This window comes from Asaia sp. BMEF1 (assembly GCF_051628905.1).
Taxonomy (GTDB): domain Bacteria; phylum Pseudomonadota; class Alphaproteobacteria; order Acetobacterales; family Acetobacteraceae; genus Asaia.
In genome coordinates this window covers 1,935,950-1,952,621 of the sequence record NZ_CP157575.1, presented here as the reverse complement: position 1 = coordinate 1,952,621, position 16,672 = coordinate 1,935,950, and the positions used below count along the sequence as shown (strand labels likewise).

Below are 16,672 nucleotides of genomic sequence, written 5' to 3'. Positions count from 1 at the left end.
TCACTCCCCGGAGAGTGGTAGTGGCACCCAGCGCAGCCCGTCCTGCCCCTGAACGAGAAGCAGGATCGTGTGTTTTTTCTGCTGGCGCGCGCGTGTCAGCTCTTTCGAAAGCGCATCGGGCGAGTTGACGCCCACCTGCTGTACCTCGGTTACCACGTCGCCCGGTTGCAGTCCGCGCGTATCCGCCGGGCCGTCGCGCGTGACATCGGTCACGACAACGCCGCGCTGCGAGTCGGAAAGATTGTATTTAGCGCGGGTATCGTCGTCGATCGCCGAGAACGTGACGCCCAGATCGGCGAGGGCGAGCTTGCTCGGCCCCTTGGTTTTGGCCTCTGTGGGCGGCATATCGGGCGCCTCAGGCGAGGGCTTGATGGTGAGGGTCGCATCCAGGGTCTTGCCCTTGCGCCAGATACCGAAAACCGCCTTGGTGCCCGGTGTGATCTCGGCCACCAGTCTCGGCAAGGCATGGCCGTCGATCGGCTTGCCGTCGAGCGAGGTGATGACATCGCCCGTCTGCAATTTGGCGGCGGCTGCCGGCCCCTTCGGGTCGACGCCTGCGATCATTGCGCCTTTTTCGGGCTTGAGGCCGATGCTGTCGGCGATTTCATGCGTCACATCCTGCACGCGCACCCCGACCCAGCCACGAGAAACATGGCCGTCGCGACGCAGTTGCTCGATGACGCCTTTCGCGTCATTGGCCGGAATGGCAAAGCCGATGCCGATCGAGCCACCGCTCGAGCTGTAGATAGCTGTGTTGATGCCGATCACCTGCCCGTCGAGGTCGAAAAGCGGACCGCCCGAATTGCCGCGATTGATGGAGGCATCGGTCTGGATATAGTCGTCATACAGGCCGTGATTGATATCGCGCCCGCGTGACGACACGATGCCGCTCGTGACTGTGCCGGACAGGCCGAACGGGTTGCCGATGGCCAGAACGCGATCGCCCACGCGCGCCTTGTCGCTATCCCCGAACGAGACGGTGGGGAAAGGTGTCTTGCCCTCGATCTTGATCACGCCGAGATCGGTGCGGCTGTCGCGCCCGACGATCTTGGCGGGCAGCACCGTGCCATCCTGCAAGGTTACCGAGACCTTATCGGCATCCTTGATGACATGATTATTGGTTACGATGTAGCCATCGGGCGAGATGATGAAGCCCGACCCCAGTGCCTGCATCTTGCGCGGCGGGTCCGATGGGTTGGGCGCGTGATTCATGTAGTCGTGAAAGAATTTCTCCATCGGCGAGCCGGGGGGAAATTGCGGCACTTGCGGCCCGTCATCCGGGCTCGCATCCGGGCCGTCATCATCGTCCTCGTCTTCGCCCGGCTTCAGCGTGGCCGAGATCGAGATATTCACGACGGCGGGTAGCAGACGGGCTGCGAGATCGGCCAGGGAATCCGGCGCTGCATGGACGCTGCGCGCCGTGGCAGCCCCATTGCCGGGGGCCGCTGCCGCATTCGCCGCCGGTGTGACGGGGGGGGCCGCAGGCTGGGCGAGAACGGAAGAACTGGCTGAGACCCAGCCGCCCATCAGAGCAGCAAGAACGAGGCGATGTTTCATGGCGCTACGCTAACGCAAATCAGGGGTTTGCGTCACCTATCTCTGCGTCACGATCTTTCTTCGCCTCTTCACGCGCCTCCTTGCGCGTTTCGCCTGCCATCAAGGCGGCCTGACGCCGATGGCGATCGAGCCAGAGGGCCAGCGTATAAACCCCCATGAAGCCGGTAATATTGACCAGAATCTGAATGATCCAGCCATCGCCGAAGCTGTTCATGACCAGACGGGCAAACAGATCGAGAATCGTGCCGAAGCTGAAAACCTCAAGGGAATGGCGCCCGAGCAGTGCCAGACCCTGGCCGATGCGTGTCTCGGAAATCCTGGTAGCCGTGACCGACGACTGAACGAGCAGCAGAATGGCCATGGCATCGACCCAACGCCAGATGGCAAGGTCGGATTTGTCGGCCTGCGGCACATCGGCAAGCGGCCTCAGGTTGGGCAGGTTCCAGCTCTCATAGGGAAAGCACTCGAGCGCGCCGAAAACCAGATAGGCGCCCGCCAGAAGCTTCGCCCAGAGCGGGCCGGGCAGATTGCCTTCACGCTTGCCCGCCATGATGGCCGCCAGCATACCCAGCGTGAAAATGAGCTGCCAGGCGAAGGGGTTGAAATACCAGCCATCCGGGTCGAGCCAGTTCGGCAGGTTCAGCGTCGGATCGCTGTTGATCAGCCCCCAGAGCGCAAAACTCGCTATTCCCAGCAGCCAGGGCGAAATCTTCCAGAGAAAGACCAGCAGCGGAAAGCCGAGCAGCAACACGATATAAAGAGGCAGGATGTTCAGATTATTGGGCAGGGCCTGAAGCGACAGCACGCGCCAGATCCATTCATGCCCATGGGCGAGTTCCGGCTCCAGAAAATCGACCGGCACAGGCGAGTAGTGACGCCATTGTCTGATGGTCAGCACCGACACCAGCAGCATGACCATCTGGAACAGATAGAGCCGCCAGCACCGGCGCACGATGCGTTCGATGCCCATGAGCCAGCCGCCCGTCGGCGGCCCGCGCAGGATGAGGCGCCCGTAAGCCAGCCAGGAAGCGTAACCTGCCAGCAGCACGAAGATCTCGGCCGCATCGGCAAAACCGAAATTGCGCAGGGTAAATCGGTTGAGAACGTCCTGAGGGGCATGATCGGCCAGCATCATCAGCAGCGCGATTCCGCGTAGCGCATCGATACGATGATCGCGCTTCTTGCGTTTGGGGGCGGCGTCGGTCTTGGCCTCGCTCATTCCTGTCCTGCTTTCCTGCCCAGTCGGGCCGGGAATAGGGCCCCGGCAACGCCCTGCTCTTACGCGCAGATGCTTGCGCGATCCACTTCCCCCCATGCTAAACCAAAGCGCATTGGGTACGGCCCCGTCGCCAGAGGACAAACATGACCGATTTTGAAAAACCCGCCAATGAAGCTGACCAGCACAGAATTCTTGAGACTCTGCGTCTTGTCAAAGACGAGGCAGGCACATCGAATGTTCTGAGCTTCGCGTCTCTCGAAGGCATCGCCTTGCGTGACGGTCACGCTCACGTGTCACTTGCGACGTCCCGCGAAGACGCTGCCCGTATCGAGCCGCTGCGCCCTCGCGCCGAAGCGGCTCTCGCCAGCCTGCCCGGCATCTCTCGCGCCACCATCATTCTGACGGCTCATCGTGCCCCCGGCAAGGCAGCGCCTCAGCCCCAGGGTCATCGTCCCTTCCAGCTCGAACAGCCTGCCAACAGTCCCGGACACCCCCAGCCGACCCGCCCCGATGGCAAGGCGCTGCCACAGGTGCGCGCGATCATCGCCGTCGCCTCAGGCAAGGGCGGCGTCGGCAAATCGACCACGGCCGTCAACCTCGCTGCCGGTCTTGCCAAGCTCGGCCTGCGCACCGGCATGCTCGATGCCGATATCTATGGCCCTTCTCTGCCGCGCATGCTCGGCCATTCTGCCAAACCTGCGCTTGAAAACGGCAAGATCATTCCCGTCGAAGCCTGGGGCATGCACGCCATGTCTATCGGCTTTCTCGTCGACGAGCAGCAGGCCATGATCTGGCGTGGCCCTATGGTCATGGGCGCGATCGGGCAGTTTCTCGCCGATGTGGCCTGGCCCGCTCTCGACGTGCTGGTTATCGACATGCCCCCGGGCACAGGCGACGCGCAGCTCACCATCGCCCAGAAGCTCAGTCTGCGCGGTGCTGTCATCGTCTCGACCCCGCAGGATATTGCGCTTCTCGATGCCCGCCGTGGCCTGACCATGTTCGAACGCATGAACGTGCCGCTCCTGGGCGTCGTCGAAAACATGTCCTATTTCTGCTGCCCGAACTGCAATCACCGCACCGAGCTTTTCGGTCATGGCGGCGCCCGTGAGGAAGCAGAAAAAGCCAACGTGCCCTTCCTCGGCGAAATTCCGCTTCTGGCCGATATTCGCATGAGCGCCGATGCGGGCACGCCGATCATTCTTTCCGCGCCGGAAAGCGAAGCGGCCCAGGCCTATACCCGCCTCGCCCGCGCTGTTGCCGATAGCCTTCGTCTGGAACCCGGCGCATGATGCGATTCACTCTTGCGCTCGTCATGGCCGGTACTGCGCTCGCAGGCTGCGGCCCGCGTAAAGTTGCCCATCACGGCTACGCGGCGGATGGTTATGGAGTAATCGACAATTCCCCCCATCTCCCCCCGCCTGATACGCTGTGGAAGCCAGCATCGACAGCGCCCTGAGAGACAGGCGGGGCGCTGCCCCGCTCCCCGCCAAAGGACAGTCGTCCTTTGGAAACTTGATTGAATTGAAGCGGGGATCGAAGGGGCTCGCTCCTTCGCGGCTTCGGGGCGGAGCCCTGAGTGAAGCTTACTTGCCTGAAGGCTTCGCCTGACTGCCCTGATCTTCGGTCACGGAGACGGCGCCGTTGACGGTACGGTTGAGCACCGAGAATGACACGGCGTCCATGGTGGTCACATCGACGTCGTCGCCCATTTTTAGTGAGGCGAGGAGCGGGAACAGGGCCTTCTGGCCAATAGTTACCGTGCGCGTGATATCGGCGTGGTCGATGAACGTCACCTTGTGGGCGGCGGCGTCGACGGCGAGAATGCGCACGCGCTGACGCTGGAACGAAATGAGCGTGCCATGCGGATGACGCCTGGCATATCCCTTGGCGGAAGAGACTGTCGATTCAGGTAAGGGTGAGCCGGGGCGCGCGATATCGGCGGCCATGGTCTGGAAGAATTGCACGCTGATGCGGTCGCCCGCTTCGAGCTTTGGCAGATCTTTGGCGCCTTTGGGGATTGTGACATTCAGCAAGCCGCCATTCTTGTCGCGAAGCAGGACGGTGCGGGTGTCGTGATCGACGCTTTCAACGGTTGCGACCATCTTCTGATTGCCCGTGATCACGGCCTGTGCGGCGGCATGAGGGGCCGTGACTGTCAGGGCAGGCGCCGACAGCAGGAGGGCAGTCAGCGCGGGGCGCAGAAAACGACGGGTCATGCGCATTGTCCTCGAAACCATGGGAGCGTTCTTGTCCTTCTTGGGTGTCAGTCAGAGCAGAATGATCGACTGTTCTGTCTTCTTGGCACAGGAGACCAAGAGGCTCAGGTTGCCCTATGTCGGTCTCGTCGAAAAGGGGGCGTCTGGTACCCTATACATAAATGTCATGTGTGCTTGCGACGGCTGCCAGTCGCCTGGATGGGGCCAGCGCGGCAATGCGGGAGGGCCATGAGGCCGTGTTGCAACCGGCGCGGACAAAACGTATCGCGACCCGCAGGCTTAACGTGACATCTCCCTTATTTTGATGTGGAAACGAGTGATGGCTCGGCTTTCTTTCCCCGGCGTCCGTGGGCGCAGTCTCCTGCTCGTTTCCGCTTCCATTACTGCGATAGGTGCCGGTTTAGCCTGTGCTGAACAGGCGCTGGCAAAACCGCTTCAGACCGGGTCATCTGGACAGGCCTCTGTTCCAGCGGGCGAAAGTCGGGTGCGATTGGTCGCCGGAAGCCGGAGCCGGGCATCTGATGAGCATATCGTGGTGCAGGGACGTCAGGCTGCCGGAATGACAGCGGAGTATGGGCGCAATGAAGCATCGCTCGGTCCGCTGGGCACGCGCGATCTGCTCGATACGCCGTTTTCCATCATGACTGTGCCGCGGGATGTGATCGTCAACCAGCAATCGCGCAATGCGAATGATCTGGCGCAGTATTTGCCTTCGGTGCAGCTCGAGATGCGTGGCGACCCCAATACGAGCCGACCGCAATCGCGCGGTTTCGAGGCCGATGTCATTTCAAATTCCCGCCTCGACGGGCTCAATATGGTCATCACCACGCCATACGCTGCCGAGCAGTTCGACTCGCTTCAGGTGCTTAACGGCCTGTCCGGCGCGCTTTACGGGCCGCAAAATCCAGCGGGTACTTTCGACTACACGCTCAACCGCCCCACCGACCGCCAGCGCGAGCATCTGGCTTTTGGAGTGGATTCGACCAGTGCGCCATTCGAGTCCCTCGATGCCTCCGGTCGTGTGGGGCGGAATAAATGGTTCGGATATCGTGTGACCATGCTCAATCAGTCCGGCGGCACCTATGCGCCCGGTACCCATCTGCGTCGGGGGCTGATTGCAGGAGCATTCGATTTCAGGCTCGATTCGCGAACGACGCTTCAGATCGATGCCAGCCAGTACAGCTATGCCCAGCGTGGCTATGCAGGCGGGTTCTCCTATGCGACGGGTCTCGCTCTGCCTGCGGCGCCCGATTTGTCGCGCAGGGGCTATGGGCAGGATTTTGCGGGGTATAATGCCTCGACCGATACGGCACTCGCCAAGCTTGTTCATCGTTTCAATGAGGACTGGTCGGTCACTCTGGGTGGGCTGTATCAGGATGCTTGGCGCAATGTGTTTTCGGTGACCAACACGCTGACCGACTCTGCCGGTCATTATCGACCGAGCATTGCGGCGGCTACGACCGCCAATGATTTCAGCGTGTGGTCGAATCTGGCCTATGTGAACGGCAAGTTTCGTACGGGGCCGTTTGCCCATCAGATCGTGATTGGCTCGAACGGCTACAGCATGGGCACATTCAACCCGACCAAAGGGCAGAGTGCGGTGCTCGGCACAGCCCGTATCGGGGCGCCGGTCGTGTTTGCGGGAACGCAGCCCTATTTCTCGGGGCGATATCAATCGGCCTCGATCATGTCGCAGTCTTTTCTGGCGGGGGATACGATTGCGTTGACGCGTCGCTGGTCGATCATGGGGACCCTGGCTTGGAGCTGGCTCGACACAACCAGTGGCAACACCCAGGGGGTCACAACCGCGCGTTACAATGTCGGCCCGGAATTTACCCCTATGACCAGTCTCATTTTTCGGCCGGATAGCCGCACCAGTCTCTATGCGACGTGGGGGCGCGCCATTCAGGCCGGGCCTGTCGCGCCAGCTTCGAGCACGAATGCCAATGAGGTTCTCTCTCCACTGCGGTCGGAGGAATACGAGGTGGGTGTCAAATACCGCCCCTTGCCGGATCTTATGCTCAGTGCAGCCGGGTTTCGCATGACACGCGGCTTCGCCTTCACCGACCCGACGACTGGTGTTTATCGGGAAGCGGGGCAGCAGCGCAATTACGGTGTCGAGGGGCAGATCGCCGGAAAACTGACCAGGGCGCTCAGCGTGTTCGGCGGGGTGACCTGGCTGGATGCCCAGACGGGGGCGACGGGGCAGAGCCTGACGGCGCATAAACAGGTTGTCGGCGTGGCGCCGGTTCAGGCCAGTGCGCTGCTCGATTATCATCCGTCATGGATGCGCGGCGGCGCGGTCAATGCCAGCGTGCATGTGATGGGGCGCCGAGCGGCCGATGTCGAAAACCGTCAGTTTGCAGCGGGGTTTGCGACGCTCGATCTGGGTGCTCGTTATGGCTTTCATCTGTATCGCGTGCCGGTCGTGGTGCGGTTCGGCGTGACGAATGTGACGGATAAGCGCTATTGGGCGTCGGTCTATCCCAGCTCGATCAATGGGGCGGCGAATGCGGTGAATTCAGCGGTGGCGGGGCTGCCCCGGACCTATCACGCGACGACCGAAATCGATTTCTGATCGCACGATTTCGACGTTTCGATAGTGTGGTTCGGCTCCGGGTTCTGGTCTGGAAACCAGCCCTGCACGCCGTCGTCATTCTGCCTGAGCGAGGCGGCGCCATGAGCGACGGAAGCCCAGGCGGCATTGGCCAATGCCTTGCGGCTGGGGAAGTCTTCCGGTGCCAAAGGGGGGTGCATCAGGATGGTGGCGCGCTTGTTGCCCTTCTTGAGGAATTGCCAGACATGCGGCCCGAGATCCATATCGCCATACCAGGCAAAAATGGCGCGCTTCGAGCGATTGACGGGTAGCCCTTCCAGTCTGTCATAGACAAGGGAAATGGGCTGGATGAGCGGCGTGAGCCCTGGCGGGTAGGACGGCATGTCGATGGGCGGGGCGTTTTTCGGCAGGCGCGGCAATTTGGCGATGGCGAAAAACGTCGACATGAAGGGTAGCACGCGCGACCCATCGGACGACGTGCCTTCCGGGAAAAGGATGAGATTATCCCCAGTGGCAAGGCGGGTGATCATCTCGTCGCGCTCGCGCCCGGTCGTGCTTCTGTTGCGACTGACGAAAATGGTGCGCCCGATCTTTGAAACCAGCCCCATGATCGGCCAGCGCTCGATGTCGCCCTTAGCAACGAAGACGGAATAGATCTTGGTGCCCAGAACCGGGATGTCGAGCCAGGATGAGTGATTGGCCACATAGATGACTGGCCGCTCACCACGGTTGCGGCCTTTTTGCCCGCCGACCGTGCCGACTGGCTGGCCGATCATTTTGATATCGAGATCGAGAAGCTTGCACAGAACGCCCCAGATCACGCGTGTCCATCGTATTTTCACGACGCCGGGAATGGGCAGGAGAAGGGCTTCGAATCCGACCGAAAGCGGCACCCAGATTACGACCCCAGCCAGGCGCAGACTGGCACAGAGGGAATCGAGCGTTCTGCCGACGCGACCCGGCGACGTGTTGTTCGTGCTCTCTTCAAGAACAGGGCGCGATTGGCTGCGCTTGGGCGGCTTGGTTGGAGAATGGCCCCGTCGTGACAGCAATCTGCTGAGTCGGTTTCGGAAGAGATTTGCACTCATGCCCTGTTCAATACTGTCATGATGCAAGTGTGACAATCGTTGTGCCTGCTTCGCTGGCATGCCGGGCGGAGGGTTATGGCTCTGAATGCTGGGCGAGGATATTTCGAGCGCTTGCTATTGGGTCTTATTTCTCTGATCGCTCAGGCGTTTCACGTGAAACATCGCCGCGTGCGTCAGTATTGATAACATATTGTTCACAAGGGGCGGATGCGCCCGGATGCGACAGTGGCGCGTAAAGGTCCGAAAGAAAGGAATACGACAACATGGCTGGTCTCGGTGATTTTTCCGGTCTTCCCCCGATCAACCCGCAACTCAAACCCAACTGGTTTATCGGTATGGGTGTGGTGCTGCTCGTTCTGGGAGGCATCGCTTTTGTCGATACGGTCGTCACGACGCTGGCAAGCATCATGGTGATCGGTTTCCTCCTCATCTTTTCGGGCGTCGCCTATCTTGCCCAGAGCTTTGCTCATCGTGCCGTTGAAGGCTCGCGTTTCTGGATCACGGCGTTGATGGGTTTTCTCTATGTTCTGGGCGGCATTCTGCTGATTCAGGAGCCCGCCACGGGGTCGATGTTCATAACGGCGTTCCTGGCAGGCTGTCTCATGGCGTCTGGCATCATGCGCGGGCTCTGGGCTGCCGGGCATCGCTACGTGGCCAATTGGTGGACATTGCTGCTCAGTGCGGTTGTGGCGCTTCTGACAGGCGTGCTGATCTTCGTGACACTGCCCTGGTCGGGGCTGTGGCTGATCGGCACATTTATCGCCATCGAACTGATTTTTGGCGGTATCTCCGCGCTGGCTTTCGGCCTCTCTCTCAAGAAGGCCGGCAAGTAAAGCGGGCGGGCAGGCTGAGGCTTCTGCCAGTCGGCGTTTGGTAAGGGGGGCGGTCAACGCCCCCCTTTTTTATGCGCGTACTGCCTTCGCGATGGCGGCAAGCTGGTCCAGCACGGCAGGCACCGTGGCGTCAGTGGCCTTGCCGTTTTCAAGAGTGGTGGCCAGCGTTGCAATCAAGGCTGAAGCCACGACGGCAGCATCGCCGACCGAGGCCGCTTTGGCCGCCTGCTCTGGCGTGCGTATGCCAAAACCGATAGCGACAGGCAGGGCGCTCACAGTGCGCAGGCGGGGTAGAGCTGCCGCCAGCTCATCGCTGCTTGCGGTGCGTGTGCCAGTGATGCCGGTGATGCTGACATAATAGATGAAGCCTGACGCCGTATCGAGCAGATAGGGCAGGCGCGCATCCGGCGTGTTGGGCGCCACGAGCTGGATAATGTCGAGCCCGTTTTCCTGCGCATCGGCAGAGAGCAGATCGCTTTCTTCCTTGGGCAGATCGACGATGATCAGGCCGTCGACCCCGGCTTCTGCGGCCTCGGCGCAGAAACGCGCCGGGCCATAGCTGTCGATCGGATTGACGTAACCCATGAGAATGATCGGGGTCTCGTCATCGCCCTTGCGGAACTCGCGCACCATGGAAAGCACGCCAGCGAGCGTTGCCCCTGCCTTCAATCCGCGCAGCGCGGCCGCCTGAATGGTCGGGCCATCGGCCGAGGGGTCGGAAAACGGGACGCCGATTTCAATCAGATCGGCACCCGCTGCGGGCATGCCCTTGAGCAGGGCGAGCGAGGTTTCGAGATCGGGATCATAGGCCTGAAGATACGGAATGAGCGCCCCGCGCCCAGCAGCCTTGAGGGATTCGAAACGGGCCTTGATGCGACTCACAGCGACTCTCCCAGATGCTCGGCGACCGTAAAGATGTCCTTGTCGCCACGGCCGGACAGGTTGAGAACGATAATCTGATCCGGCTTCATGGTCGGGGCGATCTTCATCACCTGAGCCAGACCATGGGCACATTCGAGTGCCGGGATGATGCCTTCGGTGCGGGTCAGAAGCTGGAAAGCGTCGAGCGCCTCCTTGTCGGTCACGCCCACATACTCGACGCGCCCGATATCGTTCAGCCAGGAATGCTCCGGCCCGATGCCCGGATAATCGAGCCCGGCACTGATGGAGTGCGCCTCGGCGATCTGGCCGAATTCGTCCTGAAGCAGGTAGGTGCGGTTGCCATGCAGCACGCCCGAGCGGCCGCGTGAAATGGAGGCTGCCGTCAGGCCGCTATCCAACCCGTGCCCGGCTGCCTCGACGCCGACCATCTTGACCTGCTCATCATCGAGGAAGGGATGGAACAGCCCCATGGCGTTGGAGCCCCCCCCGATTGCCGCAACCAGCACGTCGGGCAGGCGCCCTTCGACTTCCATGATCTGCTCGCGCGTCTCTATTCCGATGATCGACTGAAAATCGCGCACCATTTCCGGATAGGGGTGCGGCCCTGCGACCGTGCCGACCAGGAAATAGGTGTCATGCACATTGGCCACCCAGTCGCGCATGGCCTCGTTCATGGCGTCTTTCAGCGTGCCCGAGCCAGCCGTGACAGGGTGCACTTCGGCACCCAGAAGATGCATGCGAAACACATTGGGCTTCTGCCGCTCGACATCGACCGCGCCCATATAGACGGTGCATTTCAGGCCGAACAGCGCGCAGACGGTAGCCGTGGCCACGCCATGCTGGCCCGCGCCGGTTTCGGCCACGATGCGCGTCTTGCCCATGCGTCGCGCCAGCAAAATCTGTCCCATGACGTTGTTGAGCTTGTGCGAGCCGGTGTGGTTCAGCTCTTCGCGCTTGAGATAGATTTTGGCACCGCCAAGTTCCTCACTCAGGCGCTTGGCGTGCCAGAGCGGGCTGGGGCGACCGACATAATCGCGGAAGTAGTAATCGAGTTCCTGCCGAAAGCTCGGATCGGCCTTGGCTGCCTGATAGGCATCGGCCAGATCCTGCACCAGAGGCATGAGGGTTTCAGCAACGAACTGGCCCCCGAACGTGCCGAAACGGCCGCGCTGATCGGGGCCGTTGCGCAGGCTGTTGAGACGGGGGGAGACTTCAGAACTCATGCGAATTGTCCTGTTCGAGGCATGGATCGACACGGCAAGCGGGTTTCTGCGATACCAGAGGGGCGGCACAACGTCCATTCCCGACCCGCAGGGGAAAGCCGCCTGACCCGGAAAGGAAGGTCGATGTTTCTAGCGCATCCTGTGGGGCGCCCCGTTCATGAGATCGTCGCTGCTGAAGATGCGAGAAACGTCTCCTGGCTCGACCTGGTCGAGCCCAGTGAAGACGAGATCAGGCTGGCTGAAGCCGTCACCGGGCTGAGCCTGCCTCGCCGGGATGCATTGGAGGAAATCGAGAGTTCGTCACGTCATTATCGCAAGGGCGAGGTTATCTATCTTTCGACGCCGCTCGTGCGCATGATCGACGGCCGGTTGACGGCCTATCCGATCGGTATGGTCGTCTCGCCCGACTGGCTGATTACGCTACGCTATGCGAATTATACGGCCTTTGAGACCATGAGCCGCGATCTGGCGGCCAATGATGTCGATTTCGCTCTCTCCGACGTGCCCGAACTTGCCATTCATCTGCTTGAGACCATCGTGAACCGTCTGGCGGATATTCTAGAAAATGCGGGTCATACGCTCGGCACGATTTCGCGCGCTGTCTTCGCCGACACGCGGCCTAACAGGCGCGTGCGCAATGCCGATATGCTGCGCCAGACACTCAGAAAGCTCGGCGAGAGCGGCGATCTCACGTCGTCGATCAGGGAGAGTCTTCTGGGGGTCGATCGCATCGGCATGTTTCTGGGCGATGCGCGTTATTTCGAATCTCGCGACACGTTGCAGACGCGGTTGCGCATCATGGGTCGCGACGTGGCATCACTGAACGATTATGTAGCGCAGATGACGGTCAAGGTTCAGTTTCTGCTCGACGCTACGCTGGGTTTTATCAGTATCGACCAAAACGACGGGATGAAATTACTGACCGTGGTCAGCTTCGTCGGCATTACGCCGACCCTGCTCGCCGGTATTTACGGTATGAATTTCAAAATCATGCCGGAACTCGAATGGCACTATGGCTATTATTATGCGTTAGGCCTTATGGCTTTCTCGGTGCTGCTGCCCTTGTTCATTTTCTGGCGCCGGGGATGGTTTGGAGATCGTTCATCGTGAACCGGTTCGCTCTTTCTGTTTCCCTTCTCGCACTTGCATCGATCGCTCCTAGGGCCCTGGCTGGTCCGGTCGTCCAGCCCAGCACGCAGGAGGCCCAGGCGATGCTCGACAAGCTGGCGCAGGAGCCGCTGAAATTCGAAGGGGCCAGCGATTTCCCCCTAGGGTTTCGTCAGGCGCCTGGTTATCAGGGCAGGCAGCCCACACGCGTGCTGATCGGTTATCATCTCGACGGGCTGAAAATAGATGGGGAATTCGTCGCCCTCGATGCTGAAAACCGCCCTCTCCAGGCGGCGCCGCTCACGGGTCATTTGCTGGAGTCGAACAGGGCCGATAGTGCCGTGCCGTGCCGTGTCGATATCGCCCTGCCAAGCATACTGCATCTTAGCGGCATGTGCGGCCCCGCCCTCATTTCCGGCGCCTATAGCGAGAAGGTGAAAGCCCTGCCTCTGATGTTTCTTCTGCCCGGTCTGGGGGATGGAGAGAACAGTTCTGGCGAGTATATGATGAAGCCTTGGCGCGGCTGATCGGGACTATTGACAGAAAGCGTTATTTCTCATTAGATTGAGACGCAAGAGCCGCATGCTTTACCTGTGTCGCGGCCTCTCTCAAGACCTTTCGTCTTCGCTCATCGTCGGGCCCGTTCTGCGGCCCATCTGACGGGGCATTCTTTCGCGATCGATCATCTGTCACGGATACGGTTTCCGTCTTCCAGGCAGTGGACTATAGCCCATCTAAGGCGCTTTTCATGCATCTTGCTGAACTCAAGAAAAAATCACCTGCCGATCTGCTGGCCTATGCTGAAGAGCTGCAAATCGAGAATGCGTCCTCGATGCGCAAGCAGGACATCATGTTCGCCATTCTCAAGACCCTGGCGGATAATGATCAGGCCATCTACGGCGAAGGCACGCTGGAAATCCTGTCCGATGGTTTCGGGTTTCTCCGTTCTCCCGAGGCCAACTACCTTCCCGGCCCCGACGATATCTATATCTCTCCCGCTCAGGTGCGCCGCTTCGGCCTGCGTCCCGGTGACACGGTTGAGGGTCAGATCCGCGCGCCGCGCGACGGTGAGCGCTATTTCTCGCTGCTCAAGGTCAATTCGATCAATTTCGAAGAGCCTGACTCCGTTCGTCAGCGCATCAATTTCGACAATCTGACGCCGCTCTATCCCGAGCGTCGTCTGCGTATGGAAGTCGAGCAGGTCGGTGCCCCCGAGCCGCAGCCGACCGGCAAGGGCAAGAAAGACCAGCGCGACTATACGCCGCGCGTGATCGATCTCGTGGCTCCCATCGGCATGGGCCAGCGCGCTTTGATCGTGGCGCCGCCCCGCACAGGCAAGACCGTGATGCTGCAAAGCATCGCCTCGTCCATCAGTGCCAACCATCCCGATGTGTTCCTGATCGTTCTTCTGATCGATGAGCGCCCCGAAGAAGTGACCGACATGGCCCGCTCCGTGCGCGGCGAAGTCGTCTCTTCCACCTTCGATGAGCCCGCGACTCGCCACGTTCAGGTGACTGAAATGGTGCTGGAGAAGGCCAAGCGTCTGGTCGAGCACAAGCGTGACGTCGTGATCCTGCTCGATTCGATCACCCGTCTGGCCCGCGCCTACAACACCGTTGTCCCCTCATCGGGCAAGGTGCTGACCGGCGGTGTCGATGCCAACGCCCTGCAGCGCCCCAAGCGTTTCTTCGGTGCGGCCCGTAACATCGAAGAAGGTGGCTCGCTCACCATCATCGCGACCGCGCTGATCGATACCGGCAGCCGCATGGACGAAGTGATCTTCGAGGAGTTCAAGGGTACGGGTAACTCCGAACTCATTCTCGACCGCAAGCTCGCCGACAAGCGCACCTTCCCGGCCATCGACATCACCAAGTCGGGCACACGTAAGGAAGAACTCCTTGTCGATCGCGCCATGCTGTCGAAGATGTGGGTGCTGCGTCGTATCCTCTCGCCGATGGGCACGATGGATGCGATGGACTTCCTGCTCGACAAGCTGAAATACAGCAAGACGAACCAGGATTTCTTCGACGCCATGAACAACTGATTTTCGGGTCAGTTCGTGACGATCAAGCCGCCGGGTGCCTGTGGGTGTCCGGCGGTTTTTTTATGGGGCTTTGCCCCACACCTCACCAAAGGGCGATCGCCCTTTGGGAACCTTTAAATCGCGATGAAAGGGGTGCGCCCCTTTCCGGGGAGCGGGGCAGCGCCCCGCAGAGGCTGTGTTAGAGCGCGACACCTTCCAGGCGGAGGAGATAGCGCTTGTCGTCCAGGCCGCCCTCACCGGAATAGCCGCCGAGATGGCCTTTGCCGAGCACGCGGTGGCAGGGAATCAGGATCGGGATCGGGTTATGTGCCATGGCGCCGCCGATCGAGCGGGCGGAGCCGCCTGCCTTGGCGGCAAGTTCGGCGTAGCTGATGGTCTGGCCATAGGGGACGTCACGCAGTGCGCTCCAGACGGCCTTGCGATAGGCGGTGCCCCAGGGGGCCAGAGGCAGGTCGAAACTTTCGGGCTCACCGTCGAAATAGCGTTCCAGCATGGTCTGGGCGCGGGTAAGAAGGGGCGTCTTTTCCTGGTCGCGTCCCCATCCCCAATCGAGGGCGACGATGGTGCCCTCATCCTCGCTGAGGGTCAGGGGGCCGATGGGGGAGTGCAATGAGAGCTGGGGCATAGAGGGGATTCACATGGTTGACGCGATGGAAAGCCCGGCAGCGCGCAAGGGCGAGGTTATTTTCGCTCTAGCGACAGGGGCCGGACGGGCGGCTATCGCCATCATGCGCGCAAGTGGTCCCGGCGCTCAAGAGGTGCTTGCGGGGTTGTGTTCGGGGCGGCTGCCGCCTGCGCGCCATGCCAGCCTGCGTGTTCTGCGTCATGAAGGCGAGCATCTCGACGATGCCATGGTGCTCTGGTTGCCTGGCCCGCGCTCCTATACAGGAGAGGATGGATTCGAGCTGCATCTACATGCCGGGCCTGCGGTGATCGATCGGGTGGCGCTGGCATTGACGGCGCTGGGTGCGCGACCCGCCGAGGCGGGGGAGTTCACGCGTCGTGCAGTGCAGGCGGGCCGGCTGGATCTGCTTCAGGCAGAGGCGATTGGCGATCTGGTCGAGGCGGAGAGTGAGAGCCAGCGGAAGCAGGCGCTGACGCAGGCCGATGGTGCGTTGAGCCGCTTGTATGAGGGGTGGGGCGAACGCCTGAAGACTTTGCTAGCGCATCAGGAGGCATTGATCGATTTCCCGGATGAGGATTTGCCGGATTCGGTTGAGCTGATGCTCACGACAACGCTGGATGATCTGAGAGCGGCGATGCGTGTGCATCTGTCGGATAAGCGCGGGGAGATTGTACGGCGCGGTCTGACCGTCGTGATCGCGGGTGCACCCAATGTGGGCAAATCGAGCCTGCTTAATCATCTGGCCGGATATGACGCGGCAATCGTGACCCATCGGGCGGGCACGACGCGTGACGTGATTGCCATCGACTGGCTTTTTTATGGTGTGAGACTGCGTCTTGTCGACACGGCGGGATTGCGAGAGACGGAAGACGAGATCGAAGCCGAGGGTATCAAGCGGGCGATGTTTCACGTGGAACATGCCGATCTTGTGCTTCATGTCATGGCCGGTGAGGCGGAAATGCCGCTACGTCCCGACGCGCTTCTGGTGAGCAACAAGATCGATCTGCAACCGGCGCTGGACGGCACGCTGGGCCTGAGTGTGCAGACGGGCGAGGGCATGCAGGCATTCGAGAAGGCGCTGGCCGAGCGGATCAAGACGTTGACGGCGGGTGTGGGTGCACCGCTGACGCGCGCTCGTCACCGGGCCGGAATCGAAGAGGCGCTGCTCTATCTCGATCAGGCGCGCGAGGCCCCCTGGCCTGAGGTGCGGGGGGAGGCGCTTCGTCTGGCGATGCGTGCCTTAGGGCGACTGACGGGACAAGTTGATGTCGAGTCCCTGCTGGATGTGATATTCGGACAATTCTGCATTGGTAAATGAGGG

15 protein-coding genes are annotated in these 16,672 nt (G+C 61.0%); 8 read left to right on the top strand and 7 right to left on the bottom strand.

Annotated features, from left to right (window positions below; all coding sequences use genetic code 11):
- Positions 1–1,557, bottom strand: coding sequence for a Do family serine endopeptidase (locus ABHV46_RS08530; RefSeq protein ID WP_438381125.1), 1,557 nt, complete (start codon positions 1,555–1,557; stop codon positions 1–3).
- Between the two features lie 19 nt (positions 1,558–1,576).
- Positions 1,577–2,776, bottom strand: a complete 1,200-nt coding sequence (locus ABHV46_RS08525; RefSeq protein ID WP_438381124.1) for an OpgC family protein — start codon at positions 2,774–2,776, stop codon at positions 1,577–1,579.
- 143 nt (positions 2,777–2,919) lie between these two features.
- Between ABHV46_RS08525 and ABHV46_RS08520 the strand changes: the two genes are divergently transcribed.
- Positions 2,920–4,065 carry a P-loop NTPase gene (locus ABHV46_RS08520; RefSeq protein WP_438381123.1) on the top strand — a complete coding sequence of 382 codons (1,146 nt, stop codon included), beginning with the start codon at positions 2,920–2,922 and terminating at the stop codon, positions 4,063–4,065.
- Positions 4,062–4,232: a hypothetical protein gene (locus tag ABHV46_RS08515; protein WP_438381122.1), complete on the top strand. Its 171-nt coding sequence runs from the start codon at positions 4,062–4,064 to the stop codon at positions 4,230–4,232. The genes ABHV46_RS08520 and ABHV46_RS08515 overlap by 4 nt, the downstream gene beginning before the upstream one ends.
- Positions 4,233–4,359: 127 nt before the next feature.
- Here the strand turns inward: ABHV46_RS08515 and ABHV46_RS08510 are convergent, their stop codons facing one another.
- The gene (locus tag ABHV46_RS08510; protein WP_336947003.1) at positions 4,360–4,992 is read right to left on the bottom strand and encodes a preprotein translocase subunit YajC; all 633 of its coding nucleotides are present in this window, start codon (positions 4,990–4,992) and stop codon (positions 4,360–4,362) included.
- Between the two features lie 319 nt (positions 4,993–5,311).
- Between ABHV46_RS08510 and ABHV46_RS08505 the strand changes: the two genes are divergently transcribed.
- Entirely contained in the window at positions 5,312–7,570 is a 2,259-nt protein-coding gene (locus ABHV46_RS08505) for a TonB-dependent receptor (protein WP_438381121.1), read from the top strand.
- Here ABHV46_RS08505 and ABHV46_RS08500 read toward each other — a convergent pair.
- On the bottom strand, positions 7,543–8,598 hold the full coding sequence (locus ABHV46_RS08500) for a lysophospholipid acyltransferase family protein (RefSeq protein ID WP_438384312.1): 1,056 nt from the start codon (positions 8,596–8,598) through the stop codon (positions 7,543–7,545). The two genes, ABHV46_RS08505 and ABHV46_RS08500, sit on opposite strands and share 28 nt — an antisense overlap.
- Positions 8,599–8,900: 302 nt before the next feature.
- Here ABHV46_RS08500 and ABHV46_RS08495 point away from each other — a divergent pair, with 302 nt between their 5' ends.
- The gene (locus ABHV46_RS08495) at positions 8,901–9,470 is read left to right on the top strand and encodes an HdeD family acid-resistance protein (RefSeq protein WP_438381120.1); all 570 of its coding nucleotides are present in this window, start codon (positions 8,901–8,903) and stop codon (positions 9,468–9,470) included.
- 69 nt (positions 9,471–9,539) lie between these two features.
- Here ABHV46_RS08495 and trpA read toward each other — a convergent pair whose 3' ends face one another.
- Positions 9,540–10,352 (bottom strand): tryptophan synthase subunit alpha, encoded by an 813-nt coding sequence (gene trpA / locus ABHV46_RS08490; protein ID WP_438381119.1) that lies wholly within the window; start codon positions 10,350–10,352, stop codon positions 9,540–9,542.
- On the bottom strand, positions 10,349–11,575 hold the full coding sequence (gene trpB, locus ABHV46_RS08485; protein WP_438381118.1) for a tryptophan synthase subunit beta: 1,227 nt from the start codon (positions 11,573–11,575) through the stop codon (positions 10,349–10,351). Before trpB ends, trpA begins: the two co-directional genes overlap by 4 nt.
- 123 nt (positions 11,576–11,698) lie before the next feature.
- Between trpB and ABHV46_RS08480 the strand changes: the two genes are divergently transcribed.
- The 3 genes from ABHV46_RS08480 to rho all read left to right on the top strand — a co-directional run bounded on the left by ABHV46_RS08480 (position 11,699) and on the right by rho (position 14,726).
- Positions 11,699–12,685 carry a magnesium transporter CorA family protein gene (locus tag ABHV46_RS08480; RefSeq protein WP_438381117.1) on the top strand — a complete coding sequence of 329 codons (987 nt, stop codon included), beginning with the start codon at positions 11,699–11,701 and terminating at the stop codon, positions 12,683–12,685.
- Positions 12,682–13,209: a hypothetical protein gene (locus tag ABHV46_RS08475; RefSeq protein WP_438381116.1), complete on the top strand. Its 528-nt coding sequence runs from the start codon at positions 12,682–12,684 to the stop codon at positions 13,207–13,209. Before ABHV46_RS08480 ends, ABHV46_RS08475 begins: the two co-directional genes overlap by 4 nt.
- 221 nt (positions 13,210–13,430) lie before the next feature.
- Positions 13,431–14,726 (top strand): transcription termination factor Rho, encoded by a 1,296-nt coding sequence (rho, locus tag ABHV46_RS08470; protein ID WP_188427220.1) that lies wholly within the window; start codon positions 13,431–13,433, stop codon positions 14,724–14,726.
- Between the two features lie 178 nt (positions 14,727–14,904).
- On the opposite strand, the gene ABHV46_RS08465 is transcribed toward rho, so the two are convergent.
- On the bottom strand, positions 14,905–15,351 hold the full coding sequence (locus tag ABHV46_RS08465) for a methylated-DNA--[protein]-cysteine S-methyltransferase (RefSeq protein WP_336947013.1): 447 nt from the start codon (positions 15,349–15,351) through the stop codon (positions 14,905–14,907).
- Positions 15,352–15,364: 13 nt separating this feature from the next.
- Here ABHV46_RS08465 and mnmE point away from each other — a divergent pair, with 13 nt between their 5' ends.
- Positions 15,365–16,669, top strand: coding sequence for a tRNA uridine-5-carboxymethylaminomethyl(34) synthesis GTPase MnmE (gene mnmE / locus ABHV46_RS08460; RefSeq protein ID WP_438381115.1), 1,305 nt, complete (start codon positions 15,365–15,367; stop codon positions 16,667–16,669).
- Positions 16,670–16,672: the final 3 nt, after the last annotated feature.